The sequence below is a fragment of the Pseudomonas sp. Irchel 3A18 genome (genome assembly GCF_900187465.1).
Taxonomy (GTDB): domain Bacteria; phylum Pseudomonadota; class Gammaproteobacteria; order Pseudomonadales; family Pseudomonadaceae; genus Aquipseudomonas; species Aquipseudomonas cichorii.
The window spans coordinates 144,927-162,753 of sequence record NZ_FYDI01000001.1 but is presented as its reverse complement, the minus strand read 5'-3'; the positions used below and the strand labels follow the sequence as shown (position 1 = coordinate 162,753).

15 protein-coding genes and 1 pseudogene are annotated in these 17,827 nt (G+C 56.5%); 15 read left to right on the top strand and 1 reads right to left on the bottom strand.

Translation table 11 applies throughout. From position 1 onward, the window contains the following. Positions 1-268: 268 nt before the first annotated feature. Positions 269-1,615: an HD domain-containing phosphohydrolase gene (locus CKW23_RS00740; protein WP_025260840.1), complete on the bottom strand. Its 1,347-nt coding sequence runs from the start codon at positions 1,613-1,615 to the stop codon at positions 269-271. A 793-nt stretch (positions 1,616-2,408) separates the two neighbouring features. On the opposite strand from CKW23_RS00740, the pseudogene CKW23_RS27100 reads away from it, so the two are divergent. The 15 genes and pseudogenes from CKW23_RS27100 to CKW23_RS26105 all read left to right on the top strand — a co-directional run. Beyond that, a pseudogene (locus CKW23_RS27100) lies at positions 2,409-2,492 on the top strand (hypothetical protein); the annotation flags it as partial. A gap of 60 nt (positions 2,493-2,552) precedes the next feature. Beyond that, positions 2,553-3,221 (top strand): ATP-binding protein, encoded by a 669-nt coding sequence (locus tag CKW23_RS27095; RefSeq protein WP_371856541.1) that lies wholly within the window; start codon positions 2,553-2,555, stop codon positions 3,219-3,221. Between the two features lie 127 nt (positions 3,222-3,348). Beyond that, positions 3,349-3,801 (top strand): MarR family winged helix-turn-helix transcriptional regulator, encoded by a 453-nt coding sequence (locus tag CKW23_RS00730; protein ID WP_025260842.1) that lies wholly within the window; start codon positions 3,349-3,351, stop codon positions 3,799-3,801. Beyond that, positions 3,798-5,885, top strand: a complete 2,088-nt coding sequence (locus CKW23_RS00725; protein WP_095066877.1) for an FUSC family protein — start codon at positions 3,798-3,800, stop codon at positions 5,883-5,885. The genes CKW23_RS00730 and CKW23_RS00725 overlap by 4 nt, the downstream gene beginning before the upstream one ends. Continuing rightward, on the top strand, positions 5,882-6,091 hold the full coding sequence (locus CKW23_RS00720; RefSeq protein WP_025260844.1) for a DUF1656 domain-containing protein: 210 nt from the start codon (positions 5,882-5,884) through the stop codon (positions 6,089-6,091). Before CKW23_RS00725 ends, CKW23_RS00720 begins: the two co-directional genes overlap by 4 nt. Then, a complete protein-coding gene (locus tag CKW23_RS00715) occupies positions 6,088-6,972 on the top strand; it encodes an HlyD family secretion protein (RefSeq protein WP_025260845.1) in 885 nt (294 codons plus the stop codon). Before CKW23_RS00720 ends, CKW23_RS00715 begins: the two co-directional genes overlap by 4 nt. Then, positions 6,969-8,381, top strand: coding sequence for an efflux transporter outer membrane subunit (locus CKW23_RS00710; protein ID WP_095066876.1), 1,413 nt, complete (start codon positions 6,969-6,971; stop codon positions 8,379-8,381). Before CKW23_RS00715 ends, CKW23_RS00710 begins: the two co-directional genes overlap by 4 nt. Positions 8,382-8,952: 571 nt before the next feature. Continuing rightward, complete coding sequence (locus CKW23_RS00705) at positions 8,953-10,386, top strand: hypothetical protein (protein WP_025260846.1); 1,434 nt, start codon at positions 8,953-8,955, stop codon at positions 10,384-10,386. A 74-nt stretch (positions 10,387-10,460) separates the two neighbouring features. Continuing rightward, positions 10,461-12,446 carry an alkaline phosphatase family protein gene (locus tag CKW23_RS00700; protein ID WP_218250552.1) on the top strand — a complete coding sequence of 662 codons (1,986 nt, stop codon included), beginning with the start codon at positions 10,461-10,463 and terminating at the stop codon, positions 12,444-12,446. Positions 12,447-12,554: 108 nt separating this feature from the next. Continuing rightward, complete coding sequence (locus CKW23_RS00695; protein WP_025260848.1) at positions 12,555-13,388, top strand: ion transporter; 834 nt, start codon at positions 12,555-12,557, stop codon at positions 13,386-13,388. 102 nt (positions 13,389-13,490) lie between these two features. Further along, complete coding sequence (locus CKW23_RS00690; RefSeq protein WP_095066875.1) at positions 13,491-14,489, top strand: sulfate ABC transporter substrate-binding protein; 999 nt, start codon at positions 13,491-13,493, stop codon at positions 14,487-14,489. Positions 14,490-14,850: 361 nt separating this feature from the next. After that, entirely contained in the window at positions 14,851-15,273 is a 423-nt protein-coding gene (locus CKW23_RS00685) for a hypothetical protein (RefSeq protein WP_025260850.1), read from the top strand. 126 nt (positions 15,274-15,399) lie between these two features. Continuing rightward, complete coding sequence (locus CKW23_RS00680) at positions 15,400-15,795, top strand: hypothetical protein (RefSeq protein ID WP_025260851.1); 396 nt, start codon at positions 15,400-15,402, stop codon at positions 15,793-15,795. Positions 15,796-16,255: 460 nt separating this feature from the next. Beyond that, a complete protein-coding gene (locus CKW23_RS00675) occupies positions 16,256-16,468 on the top strand; it encodes a DUF6124 family protein (RefSeq protein WP_025260852.1) in 213 nt (70 codons plus the stop codon). Between the two features lie 803 nt (positions 16,469-17,271). Continuing rightward, on the top strand, positions 17,272-17,823 hold the full coding sequence (locus CKW23_RS26105; RefSeq protein WP_143008701.1) for a hypothetical protein: 552 nt from the start codon (positions 17,272-17,274) through the stop codon (positions 17,821-17,823). The last annotated feature ends 4 nt before the right edge of the window (positions 17,824-17,827 follow it).

Here is a 17,827-nt window from a genome sequence, read left to right as displayed (position 1 = left end):
TTGCTCTAAGCGGCCATTTATTTGGAAATGATCACAAACGGATCGCGTCATTTTTTTGAATAGCCACCGCCAGAATGGCTGTTTTTTGCGAGAGTTTACCGACAGACGGTAGCAATTATTTTTAAAAATCCAGGCACTTTTCACACCACGGGCTGTCATGACGACCGTTCATCGCCTTTTGGACACAGCAAAAGCCCCCGACCGCATAGCTTCCGGCGATACATTTCCTTGGGTTATACGGGCCCCTCGCGAATGAATCCGCTCCTGCTCAGACAGCACAAAGAACCGGTTCTGGCAGGCGAATGAACACGGTATAGGTCGCGCCCTCCATTTCCTCGAAGGCAATCAGCTTCTCGACCAGAAGCTCGCTGAGCACCTTGCCGGCATTGAGCAGGAGCATGCCGTTATCGGCGTTGAGGTTACGGGCCAGCACCATGCCCGCACTCAACTCACGAGGTTTCATGGCCTTGACCAGTGGGTCGCCCAGGGTGATATCGGAGCGGTAGACCGCGCAGGCCTTGATGAACGCATCCAGCAGACCTGGGTCATACCAGCGCCCGCTGTACTGGCGAATAAACACCAGCGCTTCGTCGCTGTTCATGCGCCGCTGAAGGATCAGGCCATGCTGCAACTCGATGAAGTCCACCGCCAGCTTGAGCAGGCGCGAACCGAAGGGAATCGCCTCGCCCTTGAGCCGGTCCGCAAACCCCGTGCCGTCCCAGTGCTCCTGATGGTGCAGAATCAAGCGGGCTGCATCGCGCATGGGGTCCAGGGTCATGAGCAATGATTCGCTCTGCTTCGGATAATCCCGATAGCGCTCACGCTCGGTGTGGGACAACTGGTCGACAGGCGAAACGATCATGTTGTCGCTCCAGCCGAGCTTGCCGATATTGTGCAGCGCGGCCGCCATACACAGGTCGCGTCGGCTGGCTTCGTCCAGCCCGTGAACCTGGCAGTAGGTGCGCACCAGATCGATGATTTGCCGGTTGGTCTGCTTGTCCGCCGGCAGGCGCTGATTGACCAGCAACGAAAAAAGCTCGGTGCTGGTGGCATAGCTGTGCTTGAGTTCGTCGTAGGCCAGGTCGAGCATGTCGGCGGTCTGCTGCACCTCGGACGTACGCGCCAGCACGCGCTTCTCCAGGGTGGCATTGAGCAGTTGCAGCGCTTCGTTCTGGTCGTGGGTCAGTTGTTCGAGACGTTGCCGCTCACGCTCGGAATGCTGATGGGCCAGGGACTGACGCAAGGTCAGCAGCATGTCCTCGTCATTCCAGGGCTTGCTGATGTAGCGATGAATACCACCTTCGTTGATCGCCTTGACGATCATGTCCAGGTCCGCATAACCGGTCAGCAGCAGGCGCATGGTGCCGGGATACAGCACATGGATGCGGGCCAGCAACGTCGAGCCGTCCATGTGCGGCATGCGTGCGTCGCTCATCACCAGGTCGATGGGGTGTTGCGCCATGATGCTCAGGGCTTCTTCGCCACTGTTGGCGCAGTGAATGGTGTACCCCTGGGTTCGCAGCAGACGACGCAGGCTGCTGAGAATCAGCTCCTCGTCGTCGACCAGAAGCACGTTGGGCTTGAATGCACAGGCAGAAACAGACTTGTCGTCCATCGCGAGTACCTCGCTCAGCGGTAGTGGCACATTTGTTCTTGTGAAGTGCCAGATCATCATGCGCTTGCATCTTGCCTTGAGCATAGCGGGCTATTGAAAAATAGTGGCACTTTGCAATTATTTCCGATGAAAGCTCACCCGCAGCGCTATGCTCAAGTCAGTCAGGGACGCTTCCTGTCATCCACTCGACCGTTGCCGCAGGTGTGCCATGAAAATCCTGTCCAACCGACGCATTCTCCTGATCGATGCCACCCCCGCCACTCACGAAGACTTTCGCAAGGCGCTGGTGCCAGACAGCAGCGGCCAGGCGGATCTTTACCTGATCGAGGCGGCCCTGTTCGGCAATGACATGCCGATCATCACCCACCACTACCTGCTCGATTGTGTGTACGACGCGCCAGACGGCCTGCTCAGGGCGCAGCAGGCGCTGGATGACGACGAGCCCTACGCACTGGCCTTTGTCGACATGCATCTGGCGGAAGATGCGCGGGTCATCGAAAAGCTCTGGCAGATCGACCCGCGCCTGCAAGTGGTGATCTGTACCGCGCAGTCCGACTATTCGTGGGAAACCCTGATAGATCGCCTGCAAGGTCATGAGCGGCTGCTGACCCGCAAGAAACCCTTCAACGACATTGAAGTGCAGCAACTGGCCAATGTGCTCACCACCAAATGGGAAATGACCGAGCTGGCTTCGGTGCAGATGGACCGGCTCGAACAACTGGTGGAACAGCGCACCGAAGAACTGACCCGCACCAGTGAAGAACTGCAACATCAGATCGACGAGCGCAAACACCTGGAAAGCCAGCTGGTGCAATCGGAAAAACTGGCTTCGCTGGGGCAACTGGCGGCCGGCGTAGCCCATGAAATCAATAACCCCATCGGCTTCATCTCGTCCAACCTCGGCACGCTGGAAAACTATTTCGCCCAGGTAAAGGAAATGCTGCTGGCCTATCGGGAGGTCGAACAGAGCCTTGTGCAAGGTCCGGAACGGGATCGACTGGCCGAACTGCGCGAGCGCATAGAGCTGGATTACCTGATCGACGATATCCCGGTGCTGATCAGTGAGTCCAAGGAAGGCATCGACCGCGCCGGGAAGATCGTCAAGGACCTCAAGGCCTTCTCACGTGCCGACAGCAACGAGCAATGGCAGTGGGCCGACCTGCATCAGGGCATCGACTCGACGCTCAACATCGCCGCCAATGAAATCAAGTACAAGGCCGATGTGCTCAAGGAATACGGCGACCTGCCACAGATCGAGTGCCTGCCCTCGCAGATCAATCAGGTGGTGATGAATCTGGTGGTCAACGCAGCACAGGCCATCGGCAGCGAGCGCGGGCAGATCATCATTCGCAGCGGCCAGGAAGGTGACACTGTCTGGCTGGAGGTGGCCGACAACGGCTCGGGCATGGAGCCGCAGGTCATGCAGCGCATCTTCGACCCCTTCTTCACCACCAAACCCGTGGGCAAAGGCACCGGGCTTGGCCTGTCGCTTTCCTACGGCATCGTCAAAAAGCATGGCGGCAGCATAGGCGTTTCAAGCCAGGTGGGGAGCGGCACCACCTTCAAAGTGGTACTGCCGATTCATCAGGTCAAAACCGGCAATTGACGCACGGCGCCACGACCCTCGGGAAATTTACGGTTGACGGAAAGACTTTGTTACAGGATATTATTAGTTAGCAAGCTATTAATATCCTCACTAACAATATCGTCACTAACTAAATCCCCGGTTCCCCATGTCACTCGATTCACTTCACAGGGCCATCAGCAGCAGTATGGTCGCCGCCTCCCGCCAATGGCGGCGCATCTGCCATGCCACGCTGTCCACCTATGGCATCTCGGAAGCCTGTGCAGGTCCGCTGCTGGCCATTGCGCGCCTGGGCGACGGCGTGCATCAGGTGAAAGTGGCCCAGGCCGCCGGTATGGAAAGCCCGACCCTGGTGCGTCTGCTGGATCAGCTGTGCGCATCCGGCATCGTCTGCCGCACCGAAGACCCCAACGACCGCCGCGCCAAGGCCTTGAGCCTGACCGAAGACGGCCGCAAGCTGGCCGGTGCGATCGAACAGGAACTGACTCGCCTGCGCGCCGATGTGCTCAAGGGCCTCGACGTTGCCGACCTCGAAGCCACCTTGCGCGTCTGCAAGGCCTTCGCCGATGCGGCTCACCCCGACAACGCAGGCCAGTCGTGAACGGCTTCTTCGCAGGATTTCCACCTGCCCGCGACTGGTTCTATGGCGTGCGCACCTTCGCCGCCGCCATGCTCGCGCTGTATATCGCGCTGCTCATGGAAATGCCACGGCCGTACTGGGCCATGGCGACGGTCTATATCGTGTCCAGCCCGTTCGTCGGCCCCACCAGTTCCAAGGCACTGTATCGCGCACTGGGAACACTCGCCGGTGCCGCCGCCTCGGTATTGCTGGTGCCGATTTTCGTGCAGACGCCTTTGCTGCTGGCGATTGTGATCGGCCTGTGGACCGGCACGCTGCTGTTTCTCTCCCTGCATCTGCGCACCGCCAACAGCTACGCGCTGATGCTGGCCGGCTACACCATGCCGCTGATTTCCCTGCCGGTGGTGGACAACCCGCAAGCGGTCTTCGAGATTGCCGTCTCGCGTACCGAAGAGATTTTCCTGGGCATCATCTGCGCCGCCGTGGTCGGTGCCATGTTCTGGCCTCGTCGCCTGAAACCGGTGTTCCAGGCCACGACTGAAAAATGGTTCAGCGATGCCAGCGCCTACAGCGAGCGCTTTCTGGGCCGCAGTGCCCAGGCCGAAGAAGTCGGCGCACTGCGCAACTCCATGGTCGGCAGCTTCAACTCGCTGGAGCTGATCATCAGCCAGTTGAGCCATGAGGGCACCCGCAAGCAGACCGTGCGCAATGCCATGGAACTGCGCGGGCGCATGATTCACCTGCTGCCGGTGATCGACGCCCTGGACGATGCGCTCTGGGCACTGGAGCGCCGCACGCCTAAGCTGCTGGCCAGCCTCTCGCCGTTGCTGGTGGAAACCCGCAACTGGCTGGGCAACACCGCCAACGGCCCGCAACGGGAACAATGGCAAGTGCTGCACCACGAGCTGGAACGTCTGCAACCCGACTCCGGGCAACTGGATGAGCGGGAACAACTGCTGCTTTCCAATGCGCTGTTCCGGCTGGGCGAATGGATCGACCTGTGGCTGGACTGCCGCACCTTGCAATACGCCATCGACACCGACGATCAAACGCCCTGGCGCGCCGTCTACCGGCACTGGCGTCTGGGCCGGCTTACGCCGTTTCTGGATCGAGGCCTGATGCTGTATTCGGTGGTTTCGACGGTGCTGGCAATTATCGTCGCCTCGATGTTGTGGATCCTGCTGGGCTGGAAAGACGGCGCCAGCGCCGTGGCCCTGGCAGCGGTGTCCTGCAGCTTCTTTGCCGCCATGGACGACCCGGCACCGCAAATCTACCGGTTCTTTTTCTGGACGCTGCTGTCGGTGGTGTTCGCCAGCCTGTACCTGTTCGTGGTGCTGCCCAACCTGCATGATTTCCCGATGCTGGTACTGGCCTTTGCCGTGCCGTTCATTTGTGTAGGTACGTTGACGGTGCAGCCGCGCTTCTTTCTCGGCACGCTGCTGACCATCGTCAACACCTCGTCCTTCATCAGCATCCAGAGCGCTTATGACGCCGACTTTCTGAACTTCCTCAACGCCAATCTGGCCGGGCCTGCCGGTCTGTTGTTCGCCTTTATCTGGACGCTGGTGTTCCGCCCGTTCGGCGTCGAATTGGCCCTCAAGCGCCTGATCCGTTTCAGTTGGCGCGACATCGTGAGCCTGAGCAAACCGGCCACGCTGGCCGAGCACCGGCACATGGGCGTGCAGATGCTCGACCGCCTGATGCAACAACTGCCGCGCCTGACCATCACGGCGCAGGATACGGGCATTGCCCTGCGCGAACTGCGGGTCGCCCTCAATATGCTCGATCTGCGGGCTTATACGCCGCGAGCCACACTCGTTGCCCAGAGCTTGCTGAATCAGGTGGTGGATGAAGTCGGCCGCTATTTCAAAGCCTGCATCAAGGCAGACGAACGCTTGCCAGCGCCCAAAGGCTTGCTGATGACCATGGACCGGGCGCGTCGCTCGCTCACCGCTCAATCGATGGGCCAGGACCCGGCGCGCACTCACCTGCTGCATGCCCTGAGCGGCCTGCGCCTGGCGCTGTTGCCGGGGGTCGAGATCGTCAGCGTTGCCGGGGAAACCACTGAACAACCGCCCTATGGCATCGATGGAGCGCCGTTATGATTGGTGATCTGGATATCAGCGGCATTTTCGTGCCCACCTTTCTGGCGATCATGGGCATCGCCTACCTGCTGTTTCTGGGGCTGCACGCCGTCTTGTCGCGCGCCCACTTCTACCGCCTGGTGTGGCACCGGGCTTTGTTCAACGTAGGTCTATACGCTTTGTTGCTCGGCGCCGTGGATACTCTCAGTCGATACCTGATGACATGAAAAAACCATTACTGACTTTGGGCCGTGTGGTCCTGACCCTGCTCGTTGTGCTGCTGGCTTCCGTCGTCGTCTGGCGCATGGTGATGTACTACATGTATGCGCCCTGGACCCGGGACGGCCATATCCGCGCCGATATCGTGCAGATCGCGCCGGACGTGTCCGGCCTGATCCAGAAAGTCGACGTGGGCGACAACCAGCAGGTCAGCAAGGGCCAGGTGTTGTTCACCATCGATCAGGACCGCTTCCAGCTGGCCTTGCGTCAGGCTCAGGCAACGGTTGCCGAACGCCAGGAAACCTGGGAACAGGCACGCCGGGAGAACAAGCGTAACAAGGGCCTGGGCAACCTAGTGGCCCGCGAACAACTGGAAGAGAGCCAGTCCCGTGAAGCCCGAGCCCTGTCGGCCCTCAATGAAGCAAAGGTGGCAGTAGATGCCGCACAGCTGAATCTGGATCGTTCAGTGATCCGCAGCCCAGTGGACGGCTACCTCAACGACCGTGCGCCGCGCACCCATGAGTTCGTGTCGGCAGGCCGCGCCGTGTTGTCGGTGGTAGATACGGCGTCCTTCCACATCGACGGCTACTTCGAGGAAACCAAGCTGGACGGCATTCATATCGGCCAGAGCGTGGACATCCGCGTGGTCGGCGACAACGCACGCCTGACCGGGCATGTGGTGAGCATCGTCGCCGGTATCGAAGACCGCGACCGTACCAGCGGCTCGAACCTGCTGCCCAACGTCAACCCGGCGTTCAGTTGGGTGCGTCTGGCGCAGCGCATTCCGGTGCGCATCGCCTTTGACGAGGTGCCTTCGGACTTCCGCATGATCGCCGGGCGTACCGCCACGGTATCGATCATCGACGACCGTCAGGGAGCGGCACAATGAAACACGCTACGCACATGGCCACGCTGGGGTTGGGTTTACTGTTGTCGGCCTGCCAGATGGTCGGGCCTGATTATGATCTGCCCAAGGACGGCGCGATCAATCGCCCGGACCTGCAAGGCGAACTGGCGGGCCAGTCGGTCAATACCGTTTCGGCACCGGTGCCGGAACACTGGTGGCGCTTGTATAAGGACCCGCGACTCGATGAACTGGTGCAACAGGCCATGGCCTCCAACACCGACCTGCGAATCGCCGCCGCCAACCTGCAACGCGCCCGCTACCAGACAGCCGAAGCCCAGGCCGCCGGTGGTTTTACCAACAGCGCAACAGTCGGTGTCCAGCGCTTGCAGGAATCGGGTGAAGCCTTTCTGCTGGCCGACAAGGTGCCGGTCGCCAATGTCGGCGATGTGGGGCTGACCACGTCCTATCAGTTCGACCTGTTCGGGACATTGCAACGCGGTATCGAAGCAGCCCAGGCCAATATCGATGCCAGCCAGGCCGCCGCCGATACGGCGCGCATCACCCTGGTGGCCGATGTCGTGCGGGCCTATACGCAGATCTGCGCCGCCAATGAAGAACATGACATCGCTCAGGAGTCGCTGAACCTGCAACAACAGAGCGTGACCCTCAACCAGCGCCTGCGCGATGCCGGGCGTGGCGACGAAACCCAGGTCACCCGCTCACAGACGCAATTCAAATCCCTGCGCGCCGAGCTGCCACGCTACGAAGCCATGCGCCAGGCCGGGTTGTTCCGCCTGTCGATGCTGCTGGCCCGACCGGTGGAAAACCTGCCTGCCGGGGTCAGCACCTGCAATGAACTGCCGCATATTGCGCAAGTCATGCCGGTGGGCGACGGCGCGGCATTGCTCAAACGCCGCCCCGATGTACGTCAGGCAGAACGTCATCTGGCCATGGCCACCGCGCAGATCGGCGTCGCCACAGGCGAGCTGTACCCGGACATCAGCATCGGTGCGACCATCGGCAGCATCGGCATCCTTGAGAACCTTGGCAAACCGGCGGCCAACCGCTGGGGCTTTGGCCCGCTGCTGAACTGGACCGTCCCGTCCAATGGCTCACGCGCCCGCATCCATCAGGCCGAAGCCTCGACCCAGGCGGCACTGGCGCGCTTCGATGGCGTGGTCCTCAATGCCATTCGCGAAACCCAGACCGGCCTTGCGCAATACACCGCCCTGCTAGACCGCCGCGACGCCTTGAAAGATGCCGAACAATCGGCACAGGAAGCCGCCGACCAGACCCACCGCTTCTATAAGGCTGGCCGCGCCTCCTTCCTGGCCGACCTTCAGGCCACCCGCACCTACACCGACGTCCGCGCACAGTTGGCGGCGGCCAATACCCAGGTGGCCATGGGGCAGATTGATCTGTTTCTGGCGTTGGGTGGGGGTTGGCAATAGGATCAGGATCATTGTGCAGGGCCGAACTCATTCGGGAAGACCTGACATACGGCCCCAATAGATGTCGTTTGAAGGCGTCTTCGCCAATGAACTCGTGCCCATCAAATCAAACGTGACCCGCGCCCCACTGCAAAACTTTGGCGCCAGGCAATATAAAACCCTCCTCTTTAATAACGGCTCGAAAACAGGGCAGCACGCATTGGCCTGCGGGTATCAGCGCCCTGTTTCAACCCACAGAAAATTTAACGACGCTTGGGCTTGCGAGCAGTTTTCAATAATGCTATTAAATAGCAGAGCCATCATATGGCCATCAACCTGAAAACTATAATCAAGGATGACCGCCATGCATGGCGTACTTCTCTTTCAGTAGATAACCATTCGGTTCTACGCCCCTTGTCGTCTGTCGAGAACACTGCCTTGCAGCGTCATCTGGCATGTTCTTCACGCCCCCTACCACACCGATAGAAAACCGCCTGGATGTTATTCCGGTCTTCCCTTTGTTGTGCCTGTGCACTTATTGCACACAGACCAACAGAATTTTTACTGACTTCATCAACCTGAGGTAAACATCATGGGCTGGCCAGGCAAAGGTGTCGATTATTACGCTTACGTGGAAACCAACGACTTTACTACCCTCTTCCAGCAACCCACCGATTTGGGTGATAAAACGGCCTCCTATCAACTTGATACGCCGAACACCATGCAACATGGCAACCTTCAAATCTCGGAAAGCGATATCGGTATTCTCTCGCACACCGGACGCTATAAGTGGCAAATTTCAAAGAACCAGAAACCGATAGCGAACAGGTATGCAGATATTGCACCCTTTACCGGAAACCTTGGCGATACCACCATGGGCAACATGCTGCAGACCCCCTCTCTGTTCGGGCAGGGCTGGGCGATTTCCTATGGTTTTTACGACAGCGGAAGCGGAAGCGGCGGTCTCACCAACCAGGACCAGTCTTATGTATACGCCACAGGCGACATGTCAGGCTGGATGGGAGATCTCGCAAACAGCATGGGAGCGGCACTGAAAGAAAAGCCGTTTTCCACCTTTGCATTGCCGGGTGCCCATGACGCCGGCATGTTTGACCCGACACTGATCACAAAACTGTTGGATGACGCAGAGTTCGTATCCACCATCGCAAGCATGCTTCCTCCTCCTATCGGCCCCATCGCTTTCATCGCCTCTCTGAGCAAACCCAATGCCTTGCGCGCAATCATCAACCTGGCGTTTACCCAGAAAGACAACATCACCGCACAACTCAACCTGGGGACCCGATACTTCGACTTCCGTCCGGGATATTGCTATCAGAACATTACGGACGGTATCTATCACCAGCACAACCTGATTCCAGGTTATTCGTATCAGAGCTTCCTGCAAGACATACTGAACTGGCTGGCTCAGCACCCAACGGAAATTGTCGTCATCAGCCCGAACTTCCAGGGGTTCGCACAAGACACAATGAAACCAGCACCCGATGTACTCGACGGGATGCTCAATACTGCACTGGCCAACACCAAGACACAGGGCAAGATCGTACCCGGCTACAAGGGGGACCTTGCCTCAAGTTATGCAACGCTGCTCTCGCAATCGAAACGCCTGATCCTGCTACCGCAGACCAAATCTGGCAATGACGCCACAAAGTACGACTCCTACAACGGCAGTTACACCACAACAGACGTCAACAACATTCTGACTGCACTCAATGGCATGAACGCCTCCGCTCAAGCCAAAAACGACTACACCGTACTGCAACTTCAAGGAACAGCCAGTGGAGTGGACGGGGCAGCCGGTCCCGCCATTGTGACCCTGAGCGATGCCTCTTCTCCGTTGATGTCAACCAAGCCGGGATTCGACTTCCATACCTATCCGTGGCTGGTCGAGAACGTCGCCAGCAATCTGAGCGCATCGGGACTTGTCGTCTTTCTCAACGACTTCTGTGACAACGCCCTGGCTTCCATTGCGAAACAGATCACACAGGTCAGAGCCAGCAAACTCTAGTTATCCGCTAATTCAAGCCTTTGTAACAAGCCTGACAATAACAGCCAACTCTCGCATGTAAGGGAAGTACCAGCATGGGCACAAAACACAACGCGACCCTTTTCATCACCAATGACACGGGCGGAAATGCCGACATTATTCTGTTCCATACAGACTCAAACGACCAAAGACAGTCTGGGCAATGGGCTGCACAGCCGGGACAAACTGTCGGCCCACTGGAGGTTACTTTTGAAACAGGTCTGGATGTCATTGATGTTCTGGATTACTGGTCCGTCATGGTCAACGTCAGGGATGGTGAATCGCCAGGCTACTACGCCAATACAGGCACAGCGGCAAACAATTACAAGAAGGAATGCCAACTGCAAAGCAAGGATGCAGGGCAAACCATTACCCTGTCTGTGAGCACCGCGAAGTTCAATATTGCACTGAAGTCAGGTGGGTGCAGTGATGGTATGAAAAAGCTGGCCCCCGCTGCCGCTACCCCCATCACCCACGTATTTGTCGTCATGCTGGAAAACCATTCGTTCGACAATATATTCGCCATGTCCGGGATTCCGGGCATAACGGCAGCCACGACCAATGACTCGAACACCTACAAGGAAGACGTCTATAACGTTCAGGCCAGCGCGCCCGTCAGCATGCCAAGCGATCCGGGGCACGAGTTCAATGATGTGTTAGAACAACTGACCGGGGGCTCCGACTTTGTCAAAGGTCAACCTTATCCCACCATCAACAATTCCGGGTTCGCTTCAAGCTACGCAACATCAACAACGGAATACCCGAAAAAAGCGCCATCGCCCGAAGACGTCATCGATGTCATGTCGTGCTTCGACACACGGACTCAACTGCCTGTCATCTATAACCTGGCGACCGAATTCGCTATATGCGATCACTGGCACTCTTCCATTCCGGGACCGACGTGGCCGAACCGCTTCTTCGTTCATGGCGCTTCTTCGGCCGGCTTCGACGACAGCCCGAAACAGGATCAGATGCTCACCTGGGAAACAACCGATGGATTTGTATACCCCAACGGGTCCATTTTCCAACGACTCAAAGATGCCAACATCCAATACAGGATCTACAACGACGCTCAGGTTCAGCCAAAAACCTATCTAAGCCTGTACAGCGATCAGCCTGAACGAGGAACACCACTGGGTGCGGTCCCACAGGTGGCCGCCCTTAAAGGCCTGTCAGTGTTTGATATTGAATCCCTTCAGCACTTTGCGGACGACCTGCAACAACCCTACCCGTTTTCCTACACGTTCATAGAGCCTCATTACGGGAGTGCCAGTACTGATTATGCAGGCGGCTCATCACAGCACCCGATGGATGACGTCTATGGTGGAGAGCACTTGCTGCAGGCCGTCTATGCCGCTATCCGCAACTCGCCTTACTGGAACACCAGTCTGTTGATCGTCACTTACGACGAACATGGCGGTCTCTATGACTCGGTCGCGCCGGGAACAATAACTGCGCCGGGTGATAAATTTCCCGCAGCCAACAACACCCATGGTTTCGACTTCACGACAGCAGGCGTTCGAGTGCCAGCCATCGTGGCATCTCCGCTGATTCCCAAAGGCACGGTGGACTCAACGCTTTACGACCATGCCTCGGTTCCTGCGCTGCTGGAGAAACTCTGGGGCCTGACCCCCTTGACGCAGCGAGACGCCAATGCCAATACCCCTTTGCACCTGCTCTCGCTGGCCACGCCACGCGATACACCAAGCGCACTGGCCAACCCGAAGGCTCCCGTGAAAGAAACCAGGGCGACACCGGGCGCAACCGAGAACGCTGCAACTCTGGCCAACCCTGTTCCCGTTTCCGGAAATCTGGCGGGCACCCTGGCCATTCTTCGCAAAATGGATGCAGAGTTGTCAGCAGGCAAACCTGCCGGGCTGCTTCCCGAGCAAAACCTGGCTGCCGTCGGACTGCTTGCTGCCACAGGCCAGGTCGCCACCGTCAAGACACTGGGTAACGCAGAGCAATATGCCGAACAGGTTCTGGATAAAGTACATCACGCAAAAGTACTGAGAGGGCTCGCAGAAGCTGACAGAAGCTGATCAAAAAAGGCTGGCGCTTGCGTACAGTGTTACGCAAGCGCCAAAAGAAAATGGATTCTTCCTGACGCAGGGCATTAAGCTTTCTCCATATTCATTGCGAGAGCCCTCATGAACACCACCCTCAGCCGCCGCGAGCGGCTGCACAGCATCATTTTCCAGACCGATACACCCGCCGGGCGGCGTTTTGACAAGATTCTGCTGGTTGTCATTCTGCTCAGCCTGCTGGTGACCATGGTCGACAGCATCCAGGACATCCACCGCGACTACGCCGCCCTGCTCACCTATATCGAGTGGGGCTTTACGCTGGTTTTCGCCATCGAGTACATCCTGCGCCTCTACTGTTCGCCAAGGCCGCTGAAATACGCTTTCAGCTTCTATGGTCTGGTGGACCTGCTGGCCATCGTGCCGGGTGTATTGGCGATCTACTACAGCGATGCCCAATACCTGCTGATCGTGCGGATCATCCGCATGCTGCGTATCTTCCGGGTACTCAAGCTGAGTCCTTATCTGAAACAGGCCCACTATCTGGTGGAAGCCCTGCGTGGCAGCAAGCAGAAGATCATCGTGTTTCTGGTCAGCGTCTCGACTCTGGTCACCGTGTTCGGCACCCTGATGTACGTGATCGAAGGCCCGCAACATGGCTTCACCAGCATCCCCAAAGGCATTTACTGGGCTATCGTGACCCTGACCACCGTGGGCTTCGGCGATATCGTGCCCAAGACGCCGCTGGGGCAAATGGTGTCGTCGGTGGTGATGATCATCGGTTACTCGATCATTGCCGTACCCACCGGTATATTCACCGCCGAACTGGCCAATGCCATGCGCGGTGAACAGTTGAAACACGACTGCCCGGTCTGCGTGAAAAAGCACCATGAGCATGGCGCCGCGTTCTGTTCGCGGTGCGGCAATGCGCTGTTTCCCAAGGCGCAAGAGCAGGCATAAGCAAATACGTTTTTAATCTTTATGAGGCCAATGCTCAGCGGCTATAGTCGCGGCATTACGCCATCAGCCTATAACAATGACTGTCAACTCAAGGAATGCGCAGTGAAAAAAATCTTCGCCGCCTCGCTACTGGCCGCCGGCCTGGCTTTTGCCAGCGCCGCACAGGCCGCTCCGACTCTGCTCAACGTCTCTTACGACGTGATGCGTGACTTCTACAAGGACTACAACAGCGCCTTCCAGAAGCACTGGAAAGCCGAGCACAAGGAAGACGTCACGGTACAGATGTCCTTCGGTGGATCGAGCAAGCAGGCGCGTTCCGTGATCGATGGCCTGCCGGCTGACGTCATCACCATGAACATGGCCACCGACATCAATGCCCTGGCCGACAATGGCGAGCTGGTGCCAAAGAACTGGGTAACACGCCTGCCGAACAACAGCGCGCCCTTCACGTCTGCCACTGTGTTCATCGTGCGCAAAGGCAACCCGAAAGCGCTGAAAGACTGGCCGGACCTGATCAAGGATGGCGTCGAAGTCATCGTGCCGAACCCGAAAACCTCGGGCAACGGCCGCTACACCTACCTGTCGGCCTGGGGTTACACCTTGAAGAACGGCGGCGATGAAGCGGCTGCCCGCACGTTTGTCGGTCAGTTGTTCAAACACGTACCGGTACTTGATACCGGCGGTCGTGGCGCGACCACCACCTTCATGACCAACCAGATCGGTGACGTACTGGTGACCTTCGAGAACGAAGCGGAAATGATTGCCCGCGAGTTCGGCCGCGACCAGTTTGAAGTCGTCTACCCGAGCGTTTCCGCCGAAGCCGAGCCGCCGGTGAGCGTGGTCGACAAGGTCGTGGACAAGAAAGAGTCCCGCGCACTGGCCGAAGGCTACCTGAAATACCTGTGGTCCCCTGAAGCTCAGGAAATTGCCGCCAACAACTACCTGCGTCCACGCGACGCAACGGTGCTGGCCAAGTACAAGGATCGCTTCCCGAAAGTCGATTTCCTGTCCGTAGAGAAAACCTTCGGTGACTGGCGCACCGTACAGAAGACCCACTTTGTTGACGGTGGCGTATTCGATCAGATTTATTCGGGCAAGTAAGTAAATACAGGCCTCACCGGCGCTATCGCGCGGGTGAGGCCTTTTCATTCGTAACAAAACGCTTGCACACCCCAGACATAATCGCTATAAACATGCCACACAAGCACGCTCAGTACTTGAATATGGATATGATCATGTCGACACAGGGAAGGTGTTCAATACCCAAGTGTATTCACACTTAGACCTCCACTTACTTCAATGCATGCGCCTGAACATGACCGCATAACAGCGTGTCAATCTTTCGACGCGCGCCTATTAAAGACAGAACAAAAATAATACCTTTTTCAAAAAAGGGACACGGCTACGCCTGATTGAAAGCTTAAAACTTTAAAATCATCGCCAACACCAAAAGGATTTTCACATGTTCAAGAATACCTGCCTGGCTCTCTTTGCAACAGCCGTACTGGCCACGGGCAATGCCTATGCGGCCTGTGCCAACCTCAACATCAACAGCAGCGGCGCTGGCGTGACCGCCCAAAGTCAGGCCGTTGTCTATGGTCCCTACAACATTACATGTGCAGGACCGCAGAATTTCACATTCCAGGATTTGTCGGCGACAAACAGCAATAACACGATCAAACACATCTTCGAGAAACAGAACGGTTCTACCTGGACTGTCGTTTCCAGCAGCACCAGCACCGGAGCAGCCTCCGTCACCAAAAGCTTTTTCATCAGCACTAACGGCACTTACCGCTATCGGATAGAAAACGCCGGCACCTCGACTATCGCGAACTGGACAATGAGCGGCCGGATTACCCTGTTCACCATTCCGGGCACGTTCTAACCCCTCTCGCATTAAAGCCCTTTACATCGTTAACAAAAACAATACCTTTTTAAAAAAAGGAATAAGGCTACGCCTGCTTGAAAGCTTAAAACCTTAAATCATTGCCAACACCAAAAGGATTTACACATGCTCAAGAAGACTTTCCTGGCCCTCTTTGCGACTGCCGTATTGGCCACGACCAATGCCTATGCCGCCTGTATCAACCTCAACATCAACCGCAGCGGTTCCGATGTTTACCCTCAGGGTGAGACCGTTGTCTATGGTCCCTACACCACTTCATGCGCGGCAACACAGACCTTCAGGTTGCAGGACTTGTCGTCACGATTTGTCACCAACAATATCAAGCACATTTTCGAGAAACAGAACGGTGCCACCTGGACCGTCATTTCCAGCACCACTAGCTATGGTGGCGCATCGCTGAGCTTTTACGCCCCCACTCCAGGCACCTACCGCTACCGGATCGAAAACGTAGGCACCACGCCTATCGCGAACTGGACAGCGAGTGGCAGAATCTCCATCTAACTGAACAGTCTGGCAGTGAGTACGGTGTACTCCTGCCAGGCTTCATGATCGGTTTGAACATCCTTCTATAGCGAATTCATTCGCGAAAAATGTCTTCGCGGATAAATCCGCTCCTACCCCATCGCCCACCGCAAGCTTATGAAATGCCGAAAATATAGGACGTTTCTTACAGTCTTATCCCTTTCATGCGCATGAACTTTCCTAGAAAATCCTACCCCCTTGCATGGGTGTTTTTGGCTCTCTAGGCTGTGTCGGTCACTGCATATCAGTGATCGGGTTTAGCAGCCCTCAGGACATAAATCACCATGCAAAAGTACCGCTTATGGCGGCTTTGCGTGGGGCACCTTCGGGTGCGCCGGTTTTTGGTGATTTTTCCCCGGTCTGCTAACCCGCGACAAAGCCGCCACCCTCAATCGTTTAGCAGCGAGTGAAAGGTGGCCTAACCAGGAAAGAAATCATCATGAAAAAAGTAACCCCCGATCCACCAGGCAATACACTCGAAGAATCCCTACTACATGTCTCCGATCTGCTGCGTTGCGCAGCCGCTACCGCCTACGAATCCGGCGACAGCCTCAACGGCCCGAAACGCGACCTGGCCTTTTCCGTCGTACATTTGATCGGCATGGCCCGAACCGAACTCGACCGCTCGCTGGAACGGGTTGAGCCACGCTGACGCTACCGCAGTAGGAGATCACCCGCCGCCTTGGCACCGCGCTGTCGCGCAGCAAACAGAGGAAGGTGTAAGCGTGCTTGCCCTGGGCGGCACTCCGACGATCGAGTGCGAAGCGCTCACAAAATCTACGACTGCTACGCAGCCGATCAAGGGCAAGCGCGCCCCTACAGAAAAGCCTTTTAATTCATGATGTTGCATTTATGTTTGATGGGAGCGAATTTATTCGCGAGAGGCCCGTACATCCGAAGAAAATGTATCGCCTTCAATGACGTCTCGCGGATAAATCCGCTTACAGACTAATACCGATCGGTTAAATCTCTGGAAGAGTGGGAAGCTCCCAAAATGGGGTAGTCGGCGCTTACGTCCTTGCATATGCCGCGTGCGGATTTAGTTGCGCCGTGCTGAAGGCCTCAAAGTCACATTGTTAGCAAACTGGCCTTCAGGCGTTTGCTCCGATGGGTATAGGTGAGTGCTTTGCCATATTTATAGCTCTTTGTTCTAAGCCGCTACAGGCGAGTCGATTTTCCGTTGACTATGCTTGCAGCGGAATATCTACCTTGGTGATGATACGGAGAAACAGTCGCATGGATGCTACGGTCAATCAGCGTACTCCATTCACGTTGGCATTCCTGCCGAAGGTGTTCACTCCATTTGTTGCACGCTGGCGAACCTGTGCGCGCACGAGCGGCGTCTCCGTTCGTTCGCGATATATTTTTCTAAACCAGCGCCCCCTTGAGACTAAAAACTCCTGCCAGACTTTGCTGCTGTCTCGCACACTATATAAAAGGTAATCAGGATGATTTATGTACATACCCTCTAACCCAAAAGTTATACAAGCTGTCGCCGAAGACGGGTTTGTGCGGCGTTGGAGCTTTTGGCTGCCGCTTATTATAGCGACTCTTTTGGTTTATTTAAGCCCTGAGGAGCCTACATCTTTAGGCGATACCTTGAGATTATTGACATGGCTGCCAGTTGCTATTTTCCCTTCAATAGATGTTTGGGCCAGTAGATCTTTGTTTCCTGAAAGTACAAGGGTGCTTTTTTCCTTTTTTGCCTATGCATCGATTTACTATGCTTTCTTGGTTGCGGGCTGGGAAAAATACAAACAGACATTTATAGGGGAGCATGACTCTCCTAAAAGGCATCTCAAACCTTTGGTTGTCATGTTATATCTATTACCGCCACTATTGCTGTTCAGCGTGGCACTTCCCGCTGAAGAGAAATGTTTGAACCTGTGTATTTACGAATCAAGGACTCTACAACTTATCTATACATTCTTATTATCTTTTTGGTTGGGCTTTGGCCTAGCCTCACTGTATTGGTGGATAAGGAATTTCTCAAGAATTCATTTTTAAAATA